Raw genomic sequence first — 20,517 nt, forward strand, 5'->3', positions numbered from 1 at the left:
TTAGTTAAATAATTTCAACTCTGCACTTCTTTTAGAGGTGCAGAGTATCTTACAAACTTTTAAAATACCTCTTTAGCTCAGATTCATATATTGAAAAGAATAGCATCCATAGGCCTCTTAATGCTTTTGCTCAATCATTTGTTCGGGCTTACAATTGCCATGCTGTTTTTTGAAGATAATTATCAGACACATTCAAATACAATTATAGAAGACAAGTGGAAGGTAATAAAATTGCCGGCTTCAAACAAAACCATAAGTATTGACAATACCATAAAAGAAGGTTTAATAAGAAGTGGCAATGAGTTTTATAACGTAATGCACGAATATCAGGAAAACGATACTTTGTATGTAATACTGAAGTCGAACCAGAATGCACAGGAACGATTTGATGAACTGACTTCGCTGGTTCAGGGAATGTTTGACGCTGACACGCCACAAAGCCCATTGAGTAAAGCCATGAAGTTATATGGTGGTTTGCTTAAGGTGTATCTGTCAAACGACACAGACCTTCAACTTATTAAACCATGTTTGGTTTCTAATCCTTCACAACCATTTAAAGAGCCGGAAAAACGGTATGCCAGCGTTATCAATCTGTTGCATACACCCCCTCCTGAGTTAACCTGATTTTATATACAAGTACAAAGGTATAATGGTCCGGCTTCGGAGTGTTATACCTCTTTTCTGTTTAATAAAATCAGTATTAATTTAAAGGAACAGAACAAAAGAGCGTTACAGGTGGTAACTTGTATGGCTTTTTTGTTCCGGTAAAACACGTTATGAAATCAATGCAAATACTAGGCATACTGCTGGTATGTCTCAACCAACTATATGCCCAGAAGACAGATACCGTCAAAGTAAGAGAATTAGAGCAGGTAAACATAATAGACCAAAGCTACCGCAACAATGTAGAAAGGCTGCCGCTTACCCAAGGTACGTATCTTTTAGGAGGTAAGAAAAACGAAGTAATTAATGTGCTGGGTCTGGATGCCAACATTGCAGAAAAGACACCGCGCCAGATATTTGCCAAAGTGCCGGGCGTATTTGTTTATGACATGGATGGCACCGGCAACCAGACCAATATTTCAACCCGTGGTTTAGACCCGCACCGTGGTTGGGAATTCAATATCCGGGCTGATGGTGTCATTACCAATTCTGATATGTATGCTTATCCGGCCAGCCATTTCAGCTTACCGATGGAGGCTATCCAGACTATACAGTTGGTACGAGGCACGGGCTCGTTACAATACGGAGCCCAGTTTGGCGGTATGCTCAACTATATATCTAAACAACCGGATACCACCAGAGCCTTCAGTTTTGAAACCATTAGCTCTATTGGCTCTTTTGGTCTGCTGAGCAGCTACAGCGGTGTAAGCGGTAAAATAGATAAATTACAGTATTATGGGTATTTTTCGAAGAGACATTCAGATGGTTACAGAGATAACTCTCAGAGCGATTATAATGGCGAAGCCATCGGGTTAATTTATGAGGTCTCTAAAAATGTAATATTAAAAGCCGATTTTAAACATTCAAAATATCTATACCATGTGCCCGGGCCTTTAAGTGATAGTATGTTTTATGCAAATCCGCGTCAGTCAAGTCGGTCGCGTAACTATTTTAACCCATCAATTTACATTCCGTCTGTATCTGCCGATTTTCGGTTGGGTTCGCGCACGCGGGCTTCAGTGGTAGCATCGGCAGTTTTGGGTGCAAGAAACAGCGTATTGTTTGATAAGACCGTAAACATAGCCGATGCCATTGACCCAACTACTTTGCAGTATGCCAACCGGCAGGTTGATATTGATAAATTTAACAGTTACACGCTTGAAGCACGATTATTACATCATTATAATTTAGGCGGTGTGTCGTCGGTGCTGGTAACTGGTGTGCAGTTAATGAGCAATGACCTGAATCGCCAGCAATTGGGTAAAGGCACAACAGGAACCGACTTTGATTTATCAAAAACCGGAGATTGGGTGAGAGATATGCACCTTAAAACAAAAAATGTAGCTTTTTTTGCCGAGAGTAGGTTTGCCATTACATCAAGGTTGTCAATAACGCCGGGCCTGAGGATAGAAACGGGAGCCTCCAGGCTAAACGGCAGAATAGCCTATTATGATGCTAATCAATTGCCTACCACTATTTCGCATCATTTCCCTTTGTTTGGTTTGAACACCACTTATGAGTTAAATAAAGACCAAAGCATTTATGCGGGTTTTGCTCAGGCTTATCGTCCGGTGGTTTTCAAGGATATTATCCCGTCGGTAACTTATGAGAAGATAGATAAAAACCTGAAAGATGCCTCAGGATACAATGCTGAAATAGGCTACCGAGGCCATACCGAACAATGGAAGTGGGATATCAGCGCTTTTCAGATTCAATATAATAACCGCATGGGTATGACCTACGGAACCGAGGCCAATGGTAACTTTTATTATTTGCGTACCAATATTGGCGATTCGAGAACGAATGGTATTGAAACTTTTATTGAGTTTGATACCCGTTTTTCGTCTAAATCGTCAATGTCAGTTTTTACTTCCACTTCTTATATGGATGCCCGTTATCAGGATGCTGCTATACGTGTCGGCGACAAAAATGTGAGTGTAAAGACCAACAAAGTAGAAAGTACCCCGGAGTGGATAAGCCGCAACGGAATAACATTCCGTTATACGAAACTCAGCGTAACTGCTTTGCATAGCTATACAGCAAAAAGTTATGCCGATGCCCTGAATACCGTAAAGCCGTCTGCCAATGGTGCGGTAGGTCTGGTACCTTCTTATGCCCTGCTTGACATAAACGCCAGCTACCGTTTAACAAAAAACCTGATGGTGAAGCTGAATATCAATAACCTGACCAACAATCAATACTTTACCAAACGCCCGGGTTTTTATCCGGGTCCGGGAGTATGGTCATCAGACGGTCGTAGTATAAACCTCACCGTAGGATTGAAATTATAAACGAATTATCTTTTGTGGCCCAATCCGGGCCACAAAATTTCAATTTAACCACAAAGCAATGAACCTTACACTCAAAAACCGTTTGTTCTGGATAGGCGCAGTTGTGTTTATCTTACCTGCACTGGTTCAGGCGTATTTATTAATGCCTTTTCCCGGAAGCCAGGATTTAGAGGCAATTAAAATAACCTATTTTCTTGAGAAAATTATTCTGCCGTCAAGAATTATAGGTTTGTTGTTACTTATTGTTCCGGTTTGGTCTTTTCTAACAAACGGCACAATAAAGCAGAAGGTCTGGCTGGGAGTCGTTGCGCTCATAAGCATAGGTTTATTTTATTTTACGGATGTGGCGTATCGCGCTCAGGAAATGTTCAAAGAACCTGTAAAAATACAATTTGCCGGTAAAAAGGATAATCAGGTACCTGACAGCCTGCTGGTAATGACAGTAGTTAATGGTAGTGTGGCAAAGGCATATCCGATTCAATATGTTGGGTACCACCACAAAATACAAGACAATGTAGCTGGTAAGCCCGTGTTAGTTACCTATTGTACCATGTGCCGCACTGGTTTGGTTTTCAGCCCGGTTGTTGATGGAAAACTGCAGACTTTTCGTTTGGTTGGTGCCAGACATTATAATGCTGTGATAGAGGATTCAGACACCAGATCGTGGTGGTATCAGGCAACCGGAGAAGCCGTGGCGGGTAAGCAAACAGGGAAACATCTGGATATCATTCCGTCAGAACAGATAACCCTGAAAGCATTCTTTGAGCGGTATCCGGAGGGATTGGTTTTTCAACCAGACAATACTTTCAAAGAAGGATATGAAGTTTTAAAAACGTATGACCGCCGAGAGAAAAAAGATGAAGACTCTCTTACCAACCCCGGTAAAGTATGGGATAAAAGCTGGGTTGTGGGTATTAGTGCAGATGGAAAAAACAAGGCTTACATCTGGAAGAATCTGGTAAATGTAACAACATTGAATGATAAAGTGGGCAATACCCCATTGGTTATAGCCATAGAGGCCGATAACTATTCGTTTCATGTTTTTACCAGAACCGTTGAAGGTAAAATTCTGAATTTTGTGCCTGACGCGGCCGGTATAAGAGACAAAGAAACCCATAGCCTCTGGAACTGGCAGGGCGAATGTACCGAAGGGGAATGGAAAGGTAAAAAACTAACAAAAATATACGCTAGGCAAGAATACCTGAGAGCCTGGAAACAGTTTCATCAGCCTACAGAAATCTGGCCCTGATACCCGGCTCTAGATGGTATCAATTTTAAATGCGATGAATTTTTGCGAATTTGATTAGTGAAAATTCATCGCATTTGTGTTTCTTCGTAAAAGATTAAACAAATATGATATGGCAAATTTTATAGCGCCCGGTGCCAGTGTGATGGGCGATGTGTCGCTGGGAGACGATGTTTCTGTCTGGTATTCGGCTGTAATAAGAGCAGATGTAGAAAAAATTGTGGTGGGCAATAGAAGTAATATTCAGGATGGGGCCATTCTGCATGCTGATTTTGGCGAGCCTACCATAATTGGCGAAAGCGTAACTGTAGGGCACGGCGCCATTGTACATGGGGCCAGTGTGGGCGATTTCTCGCTGATTGGCATGAGAGCCACTATTTTGAATAGAGCCAGAATTGGCAAATACTGTATTATAGGTGCCAATGCACTGGTAACTGAGGGAACCGAGATTCCGGACTATTCAATGGCCGTGGGTACCCCTGCCAGGGTAATTAAAACTTTGCCTCCTGAAATAGCCGAAAAACTTGCCATGAGCGCCGACCACTACGTTGAAGTGGCTCTGGCACATAAAAAAGGTACTTACCCATTAATGAAACCTGAGTAAATTTGTGCATTGAGTAAAACAAAAAACGAATCCTTTATAGTCTGTGTTTTTTAGTAAATGGTTTATAGTAAGTTGATTAGTGTATATTTGTTAAATTTCTGTAACTTTTTTTGTTTTATTTTGTTATAGAAATATTAAACAGAATATAATTCATTAAAGACTTAGATATCCGCAGGTTTAGTTTAAAAGTGTTGCTGACAACCTTTCAGACGACTTTTAAACTTTGAGACTAAATCTATGGCATCTCACCGAAATGACATTAAGAATAAGTGCTCAAAGTTATTAAATCAGAAAAAAAATAATGAGTTCTAAAAGAGTTGCGGTGTTCAGGAAAGAACATTTCAATGCCGCTCATCGTCTGAATAATCCTAACTGGTCAGACGAAAAAAACGAACGCGTGTATGGAAAATGTAATAATTACAATTTCCATGGCCATAACTATGACCTGATTGTGCAGGTAACCGGCGACGTTGACCCGGAGTCAGGATATGTTATGGATATGAAGCTGCTCAGCGATTTAATAAAGATGGAAATACTGGATAAGTTTGATCATAAAAACCTGAACCTGGATACAGACGAATTCAAAGATTTAAATCCGTCGGCTGAGAACATAGCCATTGTAATTTACGAAAAGTTGCGGGTAAAACTGCCTGAACATTTAGACCTTAGAATCAGATTATATGAAACCGAACGAAACTTTGTTGAATACCCTGCTATTTGAACAAGATACCAATACTACACTTATGGAAGACGAATTAGGCGATGACCACAGAGGAACAGCCGAGGATACTCCCTTGCGTGCCGATGCTTTTGACCTAAGCGATGAAGAAAAAATTGCCCGCATTGAGTTCTATTTCCGCCAGATAATGGATACCCTTGGCCTTGACCTGACTGACGATTCGCTCAATGGCACACCCAAAAGAGTAGCCAAAATGTATGTTAAAGAGTTGTTTCAGGGTCTTAACCCGGAAAATAAGCCATCTGTAACCCTTTTTGACAACAAGTATCAATATAACGAAATGCTTGTAGAGAAAGATATTTCGTTTTATTCTAATTGCGAGCACCACTTTGTGCCTATTTTCGGTAAAGCTCACGTAGCGTATATCGCTAACGGTAAGGTAATAGGCTTATCGAAGCTTAACCGAATTGTGCAGTATTTTTCTAAAAGACCACAAGTGCAGGAGAGACTTACCGTTCAGATTGCTAAAGAATTGCAGCGTATACTGAACACAGAAGATGTAGCAGTGGTGATGGACGCCAAGCATTTGTGCGTAGCCTCACGCGGAGTTCAGGACGATACCTCATCAACCATTACGAGTTTTTATGGGGGTAAATTTCAGCAGGAAGCAACTAAGGCTGAGTTTCTGAAGTATATCGGATAATTTTGTTCAATTCATCAAATGTCCTTTGCCGATAGGGTAAAGGACATTTTTTATACCTCTTCACCCTGCAATTGCTTTTCGTAAAGTTCTTTGTAGACGCCTGCTTTTTTCAATAATTCTTCATGTGTGCCTTGTTCAACAACTACTCCCTCATCTAGCATCAGAATTTTATTGGCAAGCTTGGCCGACGAAACCCTATGTGAAATAATAATAGAAGTGCGGTTTTTCATTATTCTTTCCAGGTTATTCAGAATAATGTTTTCAGTGTTGGTGTCAACTGCCGACAGACAGTCGTCCAGTACCAGTATTCTGGGTTCGCGGGCTATGGCACGTGCAATAGAAAGGCGTTGTTTTTGTCCACCAGATAATGTAATTCCCCTTTCACCCAGTTTGGTTTCAAACTTGTCCGGAAAATCCATAATGTTTTTATACAAATCGGCATCTTTTACTGCCTGCACTACTTGTGCATCAGTAATGTCAGGCGAACCGAATTTGGCATTATTCAGAATGGTGTCTGAAAACAGGAATACTTCCTGTGGCACGTATCCCATCTGGCTGCGCACATGTTGAATGTTATAATCTTTAATAGAAGTACCATCAATCAGAATATCGCCCGATGTAGGGTCATACATTCTGCCAATCAGGTTGGCAATGGTACTTTTGCCTGAGCCCGTTGTGCCGAGAATAGCTACTGACTCCCCGGCTTTAATATCCAGATTAAATCCTTTCAAAGCCTGAATACCTGAGTCCGGATAAATGAAGTCTACGTTTCTGAATGTTATATCGCCTTCAATTTCTTTGGTCAGGTTCTTTTCAGAAATAATGTCGGTTTTTATCTGCAGAAATTCATTGATGCGTTGTTGTGATGCCGCTGCTCTTTGTATCTGGCTTGAGGTCCATCCCAGTGCCGTCAGTGGCCATGTAAGCATAAAAACATACATAATAAACTCTGTGATATTGCCCGGGGTAAGCCTGCCGGCTATAATCTCCTGCCCGCCAATATAAACACAAAGTACTGTACTTAAGCCAATCAGCAAGGCAATGGTAGGCGAGAACAGCGCATCAAAGCGGGTAAGCGACAACGATTTTGATTTATACACATTGCTTTCTTTTCTGAATCGTTCAACCGAGTCATCCTCACGGGCAAATGCTTTTAGCACTCTGATGCCCGAAAACGCTTCCTGAACAAATGTTGACAATTGGGAAAGGCTTCGCTGAATTTCTTCTGAACGCTTATTAACAGATGTACTTACAAAAAATATACTGGCCGATAGCAAAGGCATAGGTAGTAAAACCCACCAGGTGAGCCTTTCATTTACAGAAAACATATAACTGATAACCAGTACAACCAGCACCACCATGTTCATGAGATACATAATAGATGGCCCGATATAAACCCGCACCTTGCTTACATCTTCCGAAATACGTGCCATTAAGTCGCCGGTGTTATTTTTCCTGTAGAAACTCAGGGGTAGTGATTGATAATGCGCGTAAATCTCGTTTTTCATGTCATACTCAATATGGCGCGACATCACAATCAGTGTTTGCCTAACAGCAAACAGAAAAATGCCTTTCAGAATGGCCATTACTAAAATCAGTAATCCATAAACCCCTATGCTTGTGCTGAAAACATCATACATATCGTTCTGTACCCTGGTGTTGTCAAACAGCAGGTAAACATCATACGTTTCTTTTACAAGGTCCAGGGCATGGCGTACAACCTGTGCAGGTATGATACCAAAAAGATTCGATATGATTGTAAAAATTGTACCCAGTATGAGGTACCATTTATATTTAAGCAGAAACTTGTTGAGGTAGGCTAAATGCTTCACAAAAAATACAGGTTTTTATTTCGGCAGGCATACTTTACCCGAAGAAACTATATATAGCTAACAGCAATTTTTTGAAATTTGTTGCATCTTCGGTGAAAGCCCATAAAAATTATTCTGAGGCAATTCTTTCGCCTTCTAATCTGAAATAGCCTTGTGCCGGTGGTAAGCCGGCCACTTCTAAATTAAATTGTTTGTTGCAAAGTATTTTTTTAACTTGTATGCTTCAATTATTCACCCCTCTACTATAATAATCTTAACAATGAAAAACCTTATCAATCGTCGTGATTTTATCCGGCAAGGTGGTGCAGCAGCATTAGGAATGGCACTATTACCCGGCATGGTGCGCAAAGTAGCTCCCAGCGACCGTCTGCGAGTAGCCCATATCGGCCTTGGCGGAATGGGCAACAGCCACATGAACTGGTTTGCCGCATTGCCTGAGGTAGAGGTAGTGGCATTGTGTGATGTTGATTCTGAACACCTGAACGCCAGTCTCAAAAGCCTGCAAACCAAGCAACCCAATACCAAAGCACAAGGCTATTCCGATTTCAGGCATATTCTTGACCGTAAAGACATTGACGCCGTAACCTGCGCCACCCCCGACCACTGGCACGCTCAGGTAGCTATTATGGCTTTTCAGGCTGGAAAAGATGTTTATGGCGAAAAGCCGCTATCGTATAACGTAAGAGAAGGCCAGCAGATGCTGAAAGCCATGAAGAAGCATGACCGTATTTTTCAGCTGGGCACCCAGATACACGCCGGCGATAACTACCACAGGGTTGTGGAGCTGATTAAAGCAGGTGCCATTGGTAAAGTACATACTGTAAGATTATGGAAAAGCGGCTTTCCTCCGGTTTTAGGGCCTGCCAATTACCAGACGCCACCTGCAAACCTTAACTGGGACATGTGGCTAGGGCCTGCGCCTTATTCACAGTACACGCCTGAGCGCTGCCATTTTACCTACCGTTATTTTCTTGATTATTCAGGCGGGGTGTTTCAGGATTTCTGGTGCCACATTGCTGACGTAGTCTGGTGGGCTATTGAACCTAAAGGTCTAACAACTATAAAAGCCAAAGGAGAAGCGCCAGAAGGCATTGGCGATGCACCCAAATGGATTGATATTGATTACCAGTTTGATGGCCTGAAATTGCACTGGACTTCTCAGCCACCGGCCAATGTAGCAGGTGCCGAAAAAATGGGAATTGGGGCGTACTTTGAAGGTGAAAAAGGAACCCTGCTTTGTGATTATGGTTCTCGCACTATCACCATCAATGGCGTTGCCATGAAAGATATACCAGAGATACCGGTTACAATTGTCCGTTCTCCGGGGCATCAGCAAAACTTTGTTACGGCTGTAAAGAACCGCTCTTTACCGGAGTCTCACCTGGAATACGCCCGGCAGATGACCATGCCCATGCACCTGGGGCTGATTTCGTACAGATTGGGCCGTGAGCTACACTGGAATGCCAGAAAAGAAAGATTCAGACACGATTCTGAAGCCAATGCAATGCTTTCGAGAGAGTATCGCAAAGGTTGGGACTTCATATAATTATTCTTACTGTTTTTAGCTGAGCAAAGGGGCTGTCTTGTTGCAAGGCAGCTTCTTTCTTAACAATTTTATATCAATAAGTTTGACAGAATTTTTACTGATTTATACTACATTGCCGGCATTTGGTACTTCTTATAATTTTTATTTGCCAACACCCTTATGTTACGCTTCTCAAAAAATTTATTTTTTCTGATGGCAGTGATTTTTGCCGGTGGTTCTGTATCAGTTTTTAGCCAGAACGCAAAAAAGCCTTATGTAGTTATGGTTTCGTTTGATGGTTTCAGACATGATTATGTAGAGAAATACGAGCCAGAAAATATCAGGAAATTTATAAAAAAAGGAGCCGCTGCCACCAGAATGCTGCCTTCGTATCCCAGCAAAACATTCCCCAATCATTACACGCTGGTAACAGGATTGTATCCTGAGCATCATGGGCTGGTAGACAATAGTTTTTATGATGCAGGCAGAGACGCCTACTATACCATCAGGCAGAGAGACAAAGTGGAGGACCCATATTATTACGGCGGCCTGCCCCTCTGGCAATTGGTACAGCAAAACGGCATGAAGGCGGCTTCATTTTTCTGGGTGGGTTCAGAGGCGCCGGTAGGAGGCCAGTATCCATCCTATTTTCATAAATATGATGGCGCTGTGCCGTATAAAAACCGTATTCAGGCGGTTTTTGACTGGTTGAATCTGCCGGAGGCACAAAGACCACATCTGATAACTGTTTACTTTGACATGGTAGATACCAAAGGGCATGAGTATGGCCCCAATGCGCCTGAAACCAAAGCCGCAGTAATGCAGGCAGATAGTCTTGTTGGGTTGCTTATGAACGGTTTAAAGAAGATAAAATTACCTGTGGATGTAATACTGACAGCAGACCATGGAATGTATGAAATGAAAAACCAGCCCGAAACATTTATTTATACCGAAGACCTGCTGGAGGGATTTGATAAAAACGACTTTGTGTTTGTGAATAGTGGTACGCACGCCGGTATTTTTCTGAAAAATAAAGGTATTGAAGATGCTATTATCCGGTCTATCGGTGCAAGGCAGAATCATTTTAAAGTGTACAAAAGAGCAGATATGCCACCGCATCTGCATTTCAATAATCACCCCCGAATCGGCGATATAATGCTACTGGCTGAACCCGGCTACGGGTTTTATTCAAAAGAAAGCCTTACCAAAAGACCCGAGGTCAGAAAGGTTTGGGGGGTACATGGGTACGACCCCCAGGCTGTACCCGAAATGGGAACCATTTTTTATGCGCAGGGGCCACATATTAAAAAAGGAATCAATATTCCTGAGTTTAAGAATATCCATGTCTATCCATTCATAGTAACCTTATTGGGGATACCCATGCCTGCCGATATTGATGGCGATGCCACAGTATTACAAGCAATTATTAAGAAATAATACCCAATGGTTTTTCAGGAGAAAGTTTTCTCTTTCAGGCGTAGAGCTTCTGTTGTGCGCGCTCTTACAGCTAATGCGAGTTCAGCATCGGTTTCAAGCGATTGCCCGTAAGACGGAATAAGCTTTTGCAATTTGCTTTGCCATTTTTGAGAGGCTTCTAATGCCGGAAAGCACTTTTTTATTAAATCGAGCATAATAGAAACAGCAGTAGAAGCACCAGGAGAAGCACCCAGTAAAGTAGCCAGTGAGCCGTCTTTGGCATTGACTACTTCAGTGCCGAATTCAAGTACGCCACCTTCTTTTTCGTCTTTTTTAATTACTTGTACGCGTTGCCCTGCTGTCATCAACTCCCAGTCTTCCAGTCTGGCAGTGGGCATATAATCCAGCAATGCTTCCAGGCGGTCTTGTGGCGACTGCGTTACTTGTTCTATCAGATATTTGGTAAGGGGTATATTATGAGCGCCCGCCGAAATAAGTGGCCAGATATTATTCCATTTAACAGAGTGCGGTAAGTCCATATAAGAACCATGTTTCAGAAACCTGGTGGAAAAACCTGCAAATGGCCCGAAAAGCAGCGCTTTCTTACCATCTATTATTCGGGTGTCCAGATGTGGAACAGACATAGGCGGAGAACCCACACTTGCTTTACCATATACTTTAGCGCAGTGTTTTTCTATTAAATCTGGTTTGTTGCAAACCAGCCATTTACCGCTTATCGGGAAACCCCCATACCCGCGGCCTTCCGGAATATCAGATTTTTCAAGCAGGGGTAAAGACCCCCCGCCAGCGCCAATAAAAACAAACCGTGCCTTATGATTTTGCTCTTTGCCCGTATTCAGATTCTTTACCTCTATTTCCCATTCGCCGTTGTTTAGTCTTCTGATGTCTTCTACCTCATGGTGGAGATTCAATTCAACACCATCAGATTTTTCAAGATAATCAAACAAAAAACGTGACACAGCCCCGAAGTTTACGTCAGTGCCTATCTCCATGCAAGTGGCTGCCACTTGCTGTGTTTTGTCTCGCCCTTCCATAATCAGGGGCGTCCAATTTTTTATTTCATCATAATTGTCCGAAAACTCCATGTCTTTAAACAAATGATGTTGACGCAGCGCCTGATATCGTTTTTTCAGATATACAGTGTTTTCGTTACCCCATACAAAACTCATGTGGGGTATGCGCCGTATCATCTGGCCCGGGTCATTGATGATGCCTTCCTGTACCAAAGTAGACCAGAACTCTTTGGAGGTTTCAAACGAGGCAGCAATTTTAACGGCTTTATCTATATTGATACTGCCGTCAGGTTTTTCAGGCGTATAGTTGAGTTCGCAGAAAGCAGAATGGCCTGTGCCTGCGTTATTCCAAGCTTCCGACGACTCCGCCGTTACTCTGTCCATTCGCTCAAAGATTTTTATTTTCCATTCAGGTTCCAGTTTTTTTAATAAGGTACCCAGCGTGGCGCTCATGATACCGGCGCCAATCAGAATAACATCACTTACGCTATCATTACTTGTCATATTTTTAATCGGTTTTTAAGAACCTTAAATGGGTATCAGAGACCTTCATTACTGTTTCATAAATACACCAAATAAAGAGCCTAATGCCTGCACGGCATCATTGATTACTTCCTCGTTTTCTACTTCTATTTTCAAAAACACCCGGCCAGTCTCATCTTTTTGCGTAATACTGTCTATCATGTCTCTGGTTGCCTGTGGGTCTTTCAGGGTTTTACCTAACTGTGCTAAAAAATGAATGCCAGTCTGAATTAGCTCATGCGTTGGCTTGCTGCTATTAGTATTAATGGCGGGCTCTGTCTCTGGTTGATTTACATCATCATCACCCGGAAAAGCCGCCGACTCATGGGGTGTGCTTGCGGTAGTTTCATCGGCAATTTCATATATAATATTTTCTTCAGCATTTTCAGCAACTTCTTCGGGTTCTGTCATCTGGTTATCTTCAGGCACGAGGGTCTCCACCGAGTCCATAAATTGCCTGAATTCATCTTCACCTACAAAGATGGTGTCTTCTCCGCCGTCAAGTACGCCCTTTGCTATCGCGCCTTTAAATTGCAGTACATCCAGCATACGTTGTTCTATAGTACCTGCGGAAATGAGATTGATAATGGAAACGTTGTTTTCTTGTCCGAGCCTGTAAATACGGCCAATTCTCTGTTCAAGCACCGCCGGGTTCCAGGGGATATCCAGATTAATCAGTAAAGAGGCATTTTGCAGATTCAGGCCCACGCCTCCGGCATCTGTTGATAAAAATACACGGCTGGCAGGGTTGTTCTGAAAGTTCTCCAGTAATTCTTTTCGTTTTAGGCTTTCAATCCCTCCATGCAGGTGCTCAAACAGTACATGCCGTTTTTCGAGTTCTTCGGCTACCAATCGGGTCATCCGTTCCCACTGGCTGAAAACCACCACTTTTTCGTCTGAATGCTGCAATACTTCATCCAGAATATTCATTACCTCATCTACCTTGGTATCATGTCTTGTTTTCTGGTCAAGTATAAAGGTGCTGTCACAAATCATCCGCATCTGGTTGAGTGTCAATATCAGGCGTTTGCGGTCTGTTTCGTTCAGGAATCCTGCCTTTCGCCACCTTGTTACCAATTTGGCTACATTGTCGCCCATATCGTTATGGATTTTTGTCTGCTGGGGTGTCATTGGCACCAGCAGGTTTTTATCCATCCGTATGGGTAATTCAGAAAGTACCTCCTTTTTTGTCCGTCTTATTAAAACATCGCTCAGGTCTGATGCGATTTTGTTCAGATTCTTATAGCCAATAATTTGCCCCGACTCATCAGTTATCTGATGCTCGTTCAGAAAATGATGCATTGGGCCTAACCGGTACACATCTATAAACTGCATAATTGAATACAGTTCTTCCAGCTTGTTTTCAATGGGGGTGCCGGTCAAAACTATGGCGTAGGGTGTAGAAATCTTTTTAATTTGCTGCGAAACCTTCGTTTTCCAGTTCTTGATACGCTGGGCTTCATCCAGAATAACCAGGTCAGGCTCCATTCTGTTCAGCCAGTCAAGGTCATGTGTCATGGTATGGTAACTTACCACCACATAAAAGGCATCTGTACTGCGCCAGTAACGATCTTTGCGCTTTTGCAGGCTGCTTTCCACTACATAAACACTGCTGTCTGTAAATCTTTCAATTTCGGCCTTCCACTGATATTTTAGCGAAGTAGGACACACTACCAGAACCCGGTTAATACCCAGCTCTTTTTTGTAGAGTTCGGCAGTGGCAATGGCCTGCAGGGTTTTGCCAAGCCCCATTTCGTCGGCTATCAGGCTTTTACCAGCCAGAGCAGCAAAAAAGACACCTTTGCGTTGATAGGGGAAGAGCGATGCCTTTATCAGGTTATTGAAATAACCGTCGTTTTCGCCATCAGGAATAACCCGCCAGAGGTAATCCCGTCGGCGTATCTTATCTCTTTCGGCAATTACAAAATCAAGGGCATCAGGGTAGCACCTGAAAGTATTGCTTAATGCTGCGGCTTTTTCAAGAAACAACTCAAATACGGCAAAAGAAGCAGGCTTTAAGGTTCCGTCAGCATCAAAATAGATTTGTGCCAGCGCTTCAAATTCATCTTTCTTATAAGCACCAATACGGATTCTGATTAGACGGCCATGCCTGTAATCGACATATACAGAGGTATAAGCAGGCTCAAAACCATCTTTCATGGCTTTTTTGAAGCCTTTCAGTTCGCTCAGATGGTGCATTACTGCACTGATATGCTTGCAGACACCGAGGCGGTTAGTTTTGAAATCGAAGCAATCGCAGTAGTTCCGGCTGTCGTCGGCACTTCTGATGGCAACTTTGTATGTATTATTGGTGAGGGTGTTGGTTACCTGGAAATCGGAGAAGAACTCCCGGTTGCCCACATTGATGATTCTGAATTCGTGTTCATTGTCTTTTCCGAATTGCCTGCGTAATGCCACCTGCCATTCTTCGAGGGTCAGATTATCCGGTTTGCGATGATAGGATATTTTCTTAGGTATTTCAACCTTGATTTTCTTCGTATCCTTGCCCGGAGATGTTTTTTTAATTGCCATTTCAAAATTGTAAAAAACAGATGAAAAGTATTCAAATTGCAACTTATGAATTTTATGGCCGAAGTTATCTCTTGCCAGCCTCCTTGCTTTTTCTAATCATATCTACCGTAAAATCAATGACACTTGTGTTATTCTTTATCAGCTCTTCATAATTGCGGTTTACCTCGTAGTCAAGGTCAAGAAAAAATCCTTTATTTACTTTATTTGGTAAGCGATGCACAATTTTGTAAAGCGGAGTATGTACAATAAATCTGGTGTTGGGCAGGCTAAAGTTGTCCCAGGTTCCGGCAAAACTCCCCCATGTGGCTCCACCTACCTGTTGGCCTATCACTTGCCCTATGCCTAAATCATGTGCCACGTTCATGGTAAAAGTGGTGGCCGAGTAGCAGCCGGGGTCGGTCAGAAAATAAGTTTTGCCTTTAAAGCCCAAAACCGGGTCAGGTTTATTTTTTGAGTTTCCTTTGTTTACCCTATACATAAACCCATCTTTCTGTTTTCTGAACGCCAGCCATAAAAAAAGCGGAGGGCTGATATACCAGGGTTTGGCAATAGAAAAGTAAGCCCCTTTTTTAAAGCCCATGGTATCAATAAGCGTAAAGGGCTTTGGCGAAAGGTACTTTAGCAAGCGGGCAATGTTGGGTATATACCCACCGCCATTGGCTCTGAAATCTATAATCAGATGTTCTACTTCTTTTTGCTTTATCTGACTGAATCTATGCCGCAGAACCCGCTTGAATTTCAGGTGGCCTAAATCAAATACATGGCCTCTCATGCTGAACTCTGTGATGTCGAGCATAGCGATGTGATTGACGCTATCAACAATTTTCAGACCCAGATTTGGTCTTTTAAATGCTTTGTAGCGTTTGTCTGAAAACTTATTCATGGCAGGTGTTGGTAAGCAAGCCAGCTTTTTAGTGCGGACACCGGTATTAAATGGCAACCTGTACGTAATGCTTACCGAATCTTTTTCTCCGTATTGCCTTAAATAGTAACCAGGAAAAAAATGAGTAGCGTAATATTCTTTCGCCTCAGGGTTGTTGCGGTCAGCAGAAACCATCATCTTTAACTTGTTGATGAGAAGTCTGATAGGTTCGTTATTTATACTGATAACCTCTGAGCCTCTTATGACAGTTGAGTCTTGCGAACCATTAATGCTTATGTAGTATTTGTCCTGAATTTTGCGCAGATAAAACGGAACATACTTCACTTTTTTGGCATTGAAACGCTTTTTGTCGAACCGTAGGTTGGTGTGCCCGTCTTCTACGGCGGTCACCAGTTGCCCAATAATCTGGTAGGCCTCCAGATAGCTTAAAGGTTTTGAAATGCTGTTATAGAGCGAGTCATATAATTGGTTATAGGCTTCTTTTGATTGATAATAGTACATACCCGGGTGCAGTTTTTCGAATTTGCGTTTCAGGGTAGCCATGTCTTCTCTTACTTCTTCTACCGAAAATACCTGCTTTTGTGCGTGGCAATTCATGCTTAGAATAATAAAAAATACTGTCAGAAGGCGTCTCATTAAATATTTTATAGGGGTTATGGAGCTATAAGCAGGTAAAAGCGGTTTTTGACTCTGAAACTGATTAATGCATATCAGGCCTGCCAATTATCTTACTTTTATTTTATTCTTAATCAGGTCTAATGTAAACTTCAACACCGTATCTTCGTTGTTCAGGAAGTCTTCCAGATTGGCCTTAACTTCAAAGTCGGGATACAGAATAGGTTTATCGTATTTTTTTGAATCTATGTTGTAGAGAATCCTACCCAGCGGAAGAGAGATTTCAAGCGAGGTGTTGGGTAACTGAATAGTAGAAAACTGGGCTGCTGAGCAGCCGTCATACGCTCCGCCGCAACTCATGCCTACGTAGGTGCCTACGCCCATGTTATGTAGTTTAGAAACCAGCAAAGCCGCTGCCGAAAACGTGCCTCCGTTCATTAATACATAAACATTGTTACTGTAACGGAACTCATCATGAGGGCGTTGTTTGCGAGAATATTTACTTTCAAGGAAGCCATCTGAGTCGCGCACGGAAAACTCGGCGCTTAGCCTTGTGGCGGCCTCTCTTGCAAATTTGCCATCATACTTTTTATAGTCTTGTTTCAATCTTTGCAGACTTTCATCTCTGAAACCCAGGCGATAAGCATCAAATGGCTGATTGGTAAAGTAACGTAACAAAAATGTTGAATACTCAAGTAAACCACCCGAATTGCCACGCAAATCAAGAATCAGGTTTTCAATTTTGTTTTCCTGTAGTTTTCTGAAAATCTTCTTCGTTTCTCCTTCAAAATTAGCCCGTTTCATGTTCTGGAAATCATACATAAACGAGCGTACATCAACCAGCGCTACTTTGCGTGTAGAGTCAATAACCTTGTAAGACACCATACCGGTGGTGTCTTCGTCTACATCAGGGTATCTGGTTTCAAGCATCTTTTCCATAAAATAAGAGTCTTTTGCCTCTATTTTTATGGTTTTTGGTTTGTCGGTGCCTGGTTTTCTGTAACTGATCGTAAAAAAATCCTGTTCACCTTTCCATAAGTAGTATAATTTTCTGAACTCCCTGATGGTATAATACTTGCGTGCGTTTGGGTTTATGCCATCGCCGCTATAAAAAGAATTTCGTTCCAGATTCTCCAGTATTTTCTTTACCGGCTGGCCGTCAATTTCCACAATTTCAGTGCCGCGGGTAATCTTCTTATCTGCCGAGTAATTTCTTGATACCAGCAACTGGCTATTAATAAGCCGAACGCTGAACGGAAAATATTTGGGTTTTTCTGAGGCTGATGCACTTTTCGTGAGAAGTCGTCTGTCGAGCATCATGTGGGTATGCCCACACCCGATAGACTGAACCAGGGGCAAGAAGGCAAAATAAGCTTCACGCAAGGTCAGCCTGCCTTTTATGGTTGCCGCAATAGAGTCATAAAGGTGTTTATATTGGTCTTTCGATATGTATTTAAAAGGCGCCGGGTGGTATTTTTCAATATCGTTTTTCAGTACAGCCAGGTCTTCTTTGATTTGCTCACCAGAATAAGATTGGGCGCTGGTAATTGCATAGCAGCAAAGCAGTAAACACGTAAAAATATAACCGGATATCTTTTTCATTGGCGGCCTGTTTTCTTTTTCAAAACTAATTCAAAAAGTTGATTTTTCAAGCATTTGCAGCCATTGGCCTTTTATAGAATTGTGCAGCTTCAGGCAATAATATAATGAAATTGGCAGCCGTTTATTTTAAATGGCACGTGATATTTATTGCCCGGGAAATGCAGATTAAGAGAGGTAAAAGTCAGGGTTTCTGAACAATTTTAACCGGTGCCTGTATGAGAAAAATATAATTTCAAACGTTACGGCTTAGACCGTATGTGTTTTTTTATTAATTTTGTGGCTCATAAAACTCGTTCTTTGAACACCTATGCTTAACAGACGCCTCATACGGATTCGTGCGATGCAAGCCTTATATGCTTATAAACAAGCAGAAGGTGCGAATTTCCAATTATCTTTAGACCTTATTGCAGACGATTTTGCTCCTGATTTGAACTCAATGGAGTTTCAGGACCGGGAAAAATTAGAAGGTTACAAAAAACTAGGTCAGCAACTACTTCAGGAAGAATTTTCACGCCAGAAAGAAGAAGATTTCACAGCCCCACGAGAGGTGGTGATGTCGGTTGAAAAAGCAAAAGATTTTTTTCTGTTAAAAAATAAAAAAGATGTAGAACACTATGCCGGCCGGATGATTATGGAAGCCGAGAAAGTGTACGACTTATATCTGCTTCTTTTATTGTTTTTTATTGAACTGGCCAATCGTGCAGAGGCAGACGAAAGAGAAGTTACCCCATCTAAATTGTCTGACAACCAGATTATTAAAAAACTCCGTCAGGAAAAATTACTTGAAACACAGGCAATCAGACGCAATGTAAGCTGGGGTAGCGAACAGGTGCTTCCTGCCAAGTTGTATCGCGAGGTTCTTCGCAAAAATGCTCACTATATTGAATATTGTTCAAAGAGAAATCATACGCTTGAAGAAGATTTCTCGTTTCTGAAATACATGCTCAAAAATGTAATTCTGAAAAATGAACTTACCTGGGAGTATTTTGAAAAACAGGATTTATACTGGATTGATGACGTTGAAACCCTTAGAGCCGCGGTAACGCATACTTTCCAGTCTTTTGTAGAAGACGGCCGGCTTAAAATTGTAGTTTTAGACCAGGAATGGGAAGAAAGAAAAGATTTTTTACAAACTTTGTACCGCAAGAGCATTCTGGAAGCCAAAGCTCTGGAAGATGTTCTGATTCCGAAACTTAAAAACTGGGAAATTGAGCGAATTTCGGAAACCGACCAGATTTTATTGAAAATGGCGCTTGTTGAAATGCTTAATTACCCGAGCATTCCAATTAAAGTTACCATAAACGAAATCATTGAAATTGCCAAAGATTACAGTACTCCAAAGAGCGGCCAGTTTGTAAACGGTATTTTAGACGGCCTTTCAAAAGAACTGAAAGAAGACGGCAGAATACGGAAGAGCGGAAGAGGTATGTTAGACAATAAATAAGTTGAATAATCCGCTACGAAAAGATTACCTTTGGGGCGGAAAACTAAATCAAATTATTATCCATCATTAAATAAACCCTCAGGGAAAAGGATATTATGAGCAATTCATCAAGAACTTTTATCTCATTTTTAGTTGGTGTAGCAACCGGAGCTGCTTTAGGTATTTTATATGCGCCAGACAAAGGAGAAATAACCCGCGATAAACTGGCGTATCGATTGTCGAAATACCGTGAGCAATTACAGAAATTTATCAATGATTTGATTGAAAGAGGGGATGAAGTAGCCATGGAAGTTGTAGGTGGCGACAGCACCGCCAAGGCTGAAGGGCAAAAAGTAGTTAGTGAGGCACGCCAGAAAGCAGAGAAACTATTGGAAGACGTTGAATCTTTGATGAACCAGATAAAGGCAAAGAATTAATTGATTCGAAAATCTTAAAATTTCAGAAAATGAAGCAAATATTTGTATCAGTTTGCGCGGTAGTCATTCTGGCAGGTCTTAATTTTTCATGCAATCTGGTTGGCTCCAAAGAGTCAGCAGGCTCTGCTGCGGCTGATACCGCTGCTGCCTTGGCTAACGCGCCAAAAATTGCATTTGAAGAAGAGAATTTTGATTTCGGCAAATTAAAAGAAGGCGATATAGTAGAGCATAAATTTGTATTTACCAACGTTGGTAAAAGCCCTTTGCAGATTTTCAATGTGGGTGTGCAATGTGGTTGTACTGTGGCAAAAAAACCAGAAACTGCCATAGGTGTGGGCCAGAAAGATACCATCGTTGTAAGTTTTAACAGTACCGGTAAAGTGGGTGTAAATAAAAAGTTTGTTACGGTTTACTCTAACGCTAATCCGTCTCAATCAACTATTTCATTTACAGCAGAGGTGCTGGCGAAAGAGGCTAAATAATTTAAATTTTATTCAACAGAAAATATAA

The 20,517-nt window shown here is 41.8% G+C and carries 16 protein-coding genes; 11 read left to right on the forward strand and 5 right to left on the reverse strand.

Features of this window, described 5'->3' with window-relative positions:
- The first annotated feature begins 90 nt into the window (after positions 1-90).
- The 6 genes from MB380_RS05725 to folE all read left to right on the forward strand — a co-directional run bounded on the left by MB380_RS05725 (position 91) and on the right by folE (position 6,186).
- Complete coding sequence (locus tag MB380_RS05725) at positions 91-624, forward strand: hypothetical protein (RefSeq protein WP_253533843.1); 534 nt, start codon at positions 91-93, stop codon at positions 622-624.
- A gap of 161 nt (positions 625-785) precedes the next feature.
- The gene (locus tag MB380_RS05730; RefSeq protein WP_253533844.1) at positions 786-2,954 is read left to right on the forward strand and encodes a TonB-dependent receptor domain-containing protein; all 2,169 of its coding nucleotides are present in this window, start codon (positions 786-788) and stop codon (positions 2,952-2,954) included.
- 58 nt (positions 2,955-3,012) lie between these two features.
- Complete coding sequence (locus tag MB380_RS05735; protein WP_253533845.1) at positions 3,013-4,203, forward strand: DUF3179 domain-containing (seleno)protein; 1,191 nt, start codon at positions 3,013-3,015, stop codon at positions 4,201-4,203.
- A 109-nt stretch (positions 4,204-4,312) separates the two neighbouring features.
- Complete coding sequence (locus MB380_RS05740) at positions 4,313-4,804, forward strand: gamma carbonic anhydrase family protein (protein WP_253533846.1); 492 nt, start codon at positions 4,313-4,315, stop codon at positions 4,802-4,804.
- 301 nt (positions 4,805-5,105) lie between these two features.
- The gene (locus MB380_RS05745) at positions 5,106-5,525 is read left to right on the forward strand and encodes a 6-carboxytetrahydropterin synthase (RefSeq protein ID WP_253533847.1); all 420 of its coding nucleotides are present in this window, start codon (positions 5,106-5,108) and stop codon (positions 5,523-5,525) included.
- Positions 5,485-6,186 (forward strand): GTP cyclohydrolase I FolE, encoded by a 702-nt coding sequence (gene folE, locus MB380_RS05750; protein ID WP_253533848.1) that lies wholly within the window; start codon positions 5,485-5,487, stop codon positions 6,184-6,186. The genes MB380_RS05745 and folE overlap by 41 nt, the downstream gene beginning before the upstream one ends.
- Positions 6,187-6,236: 50 nt before the next feature.
- Here folE and MB380_RS05755 read toward each other — a convergent pair whose 3' ends face one another.
- Complete coding sequence (locus MB380_RS05755) at positions 6,237-8,018, reverse strand: ABC transporter ATP-binding protein (protein WP_253533849.1); 1,782 nt, start codon at positions 8,016-8,018, stop codon at positions 6,237-6,239.
- A 259-nt stretch (positions 8,019-8,277) separates the two neighbouring features.
- Here MB380_RS05755 and MB380_RS05760 point away from each other — a divergent pair, with 259 nt between their 5' ends.
- Complete coding sequence (locus MB380_RS05760) at positions 8,278-9,564, forward strand: Gfo/Idh/MocA family protein (protein WP_253533850.1); 1,287 nt, start codon at positions 8,278-8,280, stop codon at positions 9,562-9,564.
- A 192-nt stretch (positions 9,565-9,756) separates the two neighbouring features.
- Positions 9,757-10,980 carry an alkaline phosphatase family protein gene (locus tag MB380_RS05765; protein WP_253533851.1) on the forward strand — a complete coding sequence of 408 codons (1,224 nt, stop codon included), beginning with the start codon at positions 9,757-9,759 and terminating at the stop codon, positions 10,978-10,980.
- A 14-nt stretch (positions 10,981-10,994) separates the two neighbouring features.
- On the opposite strand, the gene MB380_RS05770 is transcribed toward MB380_RS05765, so the two are convergent.
- From MB380_RS05770 to MB380_RS05785, 4 genes are all read right to left on the reverse strand, one after another.
- Positions 10,995-12,497, reverse strand: a complete 1,503-nt coding sequence (locus MB380_RS05770) for a malate:quinone oxidoreductase (protein ID WP_253533852.1) — start codon at positions 12,495-12,497, stop codon at positions 10,995-10,997.
- A 48-nt stretch (positions 12,498-12,545) separates the two neighbouring features.
- A complete protein-coding gene (locus MB380_RS05775) occupies positions 12,546-15,047 on the reverse strand; it encodes a DEAD/DEAH box helicase (protein WP_253533853.1) in 2,502 nt (833 codons plus the stop codon).
- A 64-nt stretch (positions 15,048-15,111) separates the two neighbouring features.
- Positions 15,112-16,566, reverse strand: a complete 1,455-nt coding sequence (locus MB380_RS05780; RefSeq protein ID WP_253533854.1) for a S41 family peptidase — start codon at positions 16,564-16,566, stop codon at positions 15,112-15,114.
- A gap of 87 nt (positions 16,567-16,653) precedes the next feature.
- Complete coding sequence (locus tag MB380_RS05785; RefSeq protein WP_253533855.1) at positions 16,654-18,147, reverse strand: S41 family peptidase; 1,494 nt, start codon at positions 18,145-18,147, stop codon at positions 16,654-16,656.
- 307 nt (positions 18,148-18,454) lie between these two features.
- Here MB380_RS05785 and nusB point away from each other — a divergent pair, with 307 nt between their 5' ends.
- The 3 genes from nusB (at position 18,455) to MB380_RS05800 (ending at position 20,489) form a co-directional block, all read left to right on the forward strand.
- Positions 18,455-19,591, forward strand: a complete 1,137-nt coding sequence (gene nusB / locus MB380_RS05790) for a transcription antitermination factor NusB (protein WP_253533856.1) — start codon at positions 18,455-18,457, stop codon at positions 19,589-19,591.
- Positions 19,592-19,686: 95 nt separating this feature from the next.
- Complete coding sequence (locus MB380_RS05795) at positions 19,687-20,007, forward strand: YtxH domain-containing protein (protein WP_101725448.1); 321 nt, start codon at positions 19,687-19,689, stop codon at positions 20,005-20,007.
- A 29-nt stretch (positions 20,008-20,036) separates the two neighbouring features.
- The gene (locus MB380_RS05800) at positions 20,037-20,489 is read left to right on the forward strand and encodes a DUF1573 domain-containing protein (RefSeq protein WP_253533857.1); all 453 of its coding nucleotides are present in this window, start codon (positions 20,037-20,039) and stop codon (positions 20,487-20,489) included.
- The last annotated feature ends 28 nt before the right edge of the window (positions 20,490-20,517 follow it).

This window comes from Emticicia sp. 21SJ11W-3, from assembly GCF_024138715.1.
GTDB classification, from domain to species: domain Bacteria; phylum Bacteroidota; class Bacteroidia; order Cytophagales; family Spirosomataceae; genus Emticicia; species Emticicia fluvialis.

Excerpts from the sequence above, each read along its gene's own strand:
- MB380_RS05730 (WP_253533844.1), top strand. The coding sequence starts at position 786 with ATGCAAATACTAGGCATACTGCTGGTATGTCTCAACCAACTATATGCC.
- MB380_RS05735 (WP_253533845.1), top strand. The coding sequence starts at position 3,013 with ATGAACCTTACACTCAAAAACCGTTTGTTCTGGATAGGCGCAGTTGTG.
- MB380_RS05740 (WP_253533846.1), top strand. The coding sequence starts at position 4,313 with ATGGCAAATTTTATAGCGCCCGGTGCCAGTGTGATGGGCGATGTGTCG.
- MB380_RS05745 (WP_253533847.1), top strand. The coding sequence starts at position 5,106 with ATGAGTTCTAAAAGAGTTGCGGTGTTCAGGAAAGAACATTTCAATGCC.
- folE (WP_253533848.1), top strand. The coding sequence starts at position 5,485 with ATGAAACCGAACGAAACTTTGTTGAATACCCTGCTATTTGAACAAGAT.
- MB380_RS05760 (WP_253533850.1), top strand. The coding sequence starts at position 8,278 with ATGAAAAACCTTATCAATCGTCGTGATTTTATCCGGCAAGGTGGTGCA.
- MB380_RS05765 (WP_253533851.1), top strand. The coding sequence starts at position 9,757 with ATGGCAGTGATTTTTGCCGGTGGTTCTGTATCAGTTTTTAGCCAGAAC.
- MB380_RS05770 (WP_253533852.1), bottom strand. The coding sequence starts at position 12,497 with ATGACAAGTAATGATAGCGTAAGTGATGTTATTCTGATTGGCGCCGGT.
- MB380_RS05775 (WP_253533853.1), bottom strand. The coding sequence starts at position 15,047 with ATGGCAATTAAAAAAACATCTCCGGGCAAGGATACGAAGAAAATCAAG.
- MB380_RS05780 (WP_253533854.1), bottom strand. The coding sequence starts at position 16,566 with ATGAGACGCCTTCTGACAGTATTTTTTATTATTCTAAGCATGAATTGC.
- MB380_RS05785 (WP_253533855.1), bottom strand. The coding sequence starts at position 18,147 with ATGAAAAAGATATCCGGTTATATTTTTACGTGTTTACTGCTTTGCTGC.
- nusB (WP_253533856.1), top strand. The coding sequence starts at position 18,455 with ATGCTTAACAGACGCCTCATACGGATTCGTGCGATGCAAGCCTTATAT.
- MB380_RS05795 (WP_101725448.1), top strand. The coding sequence starts at position 19,687 with ATGAGCAATTCATCAAGAACTTTTATCTCATTTTTAGTTGGTGTAGCA.
- MB380_RS05800 (WP_253533857.1), top strand. The coding sequence starts at position 20,037 with ATGAAGCAAATATTTGTATCAGTTTGCGCGGTAGTCATTCTGGCAGGT.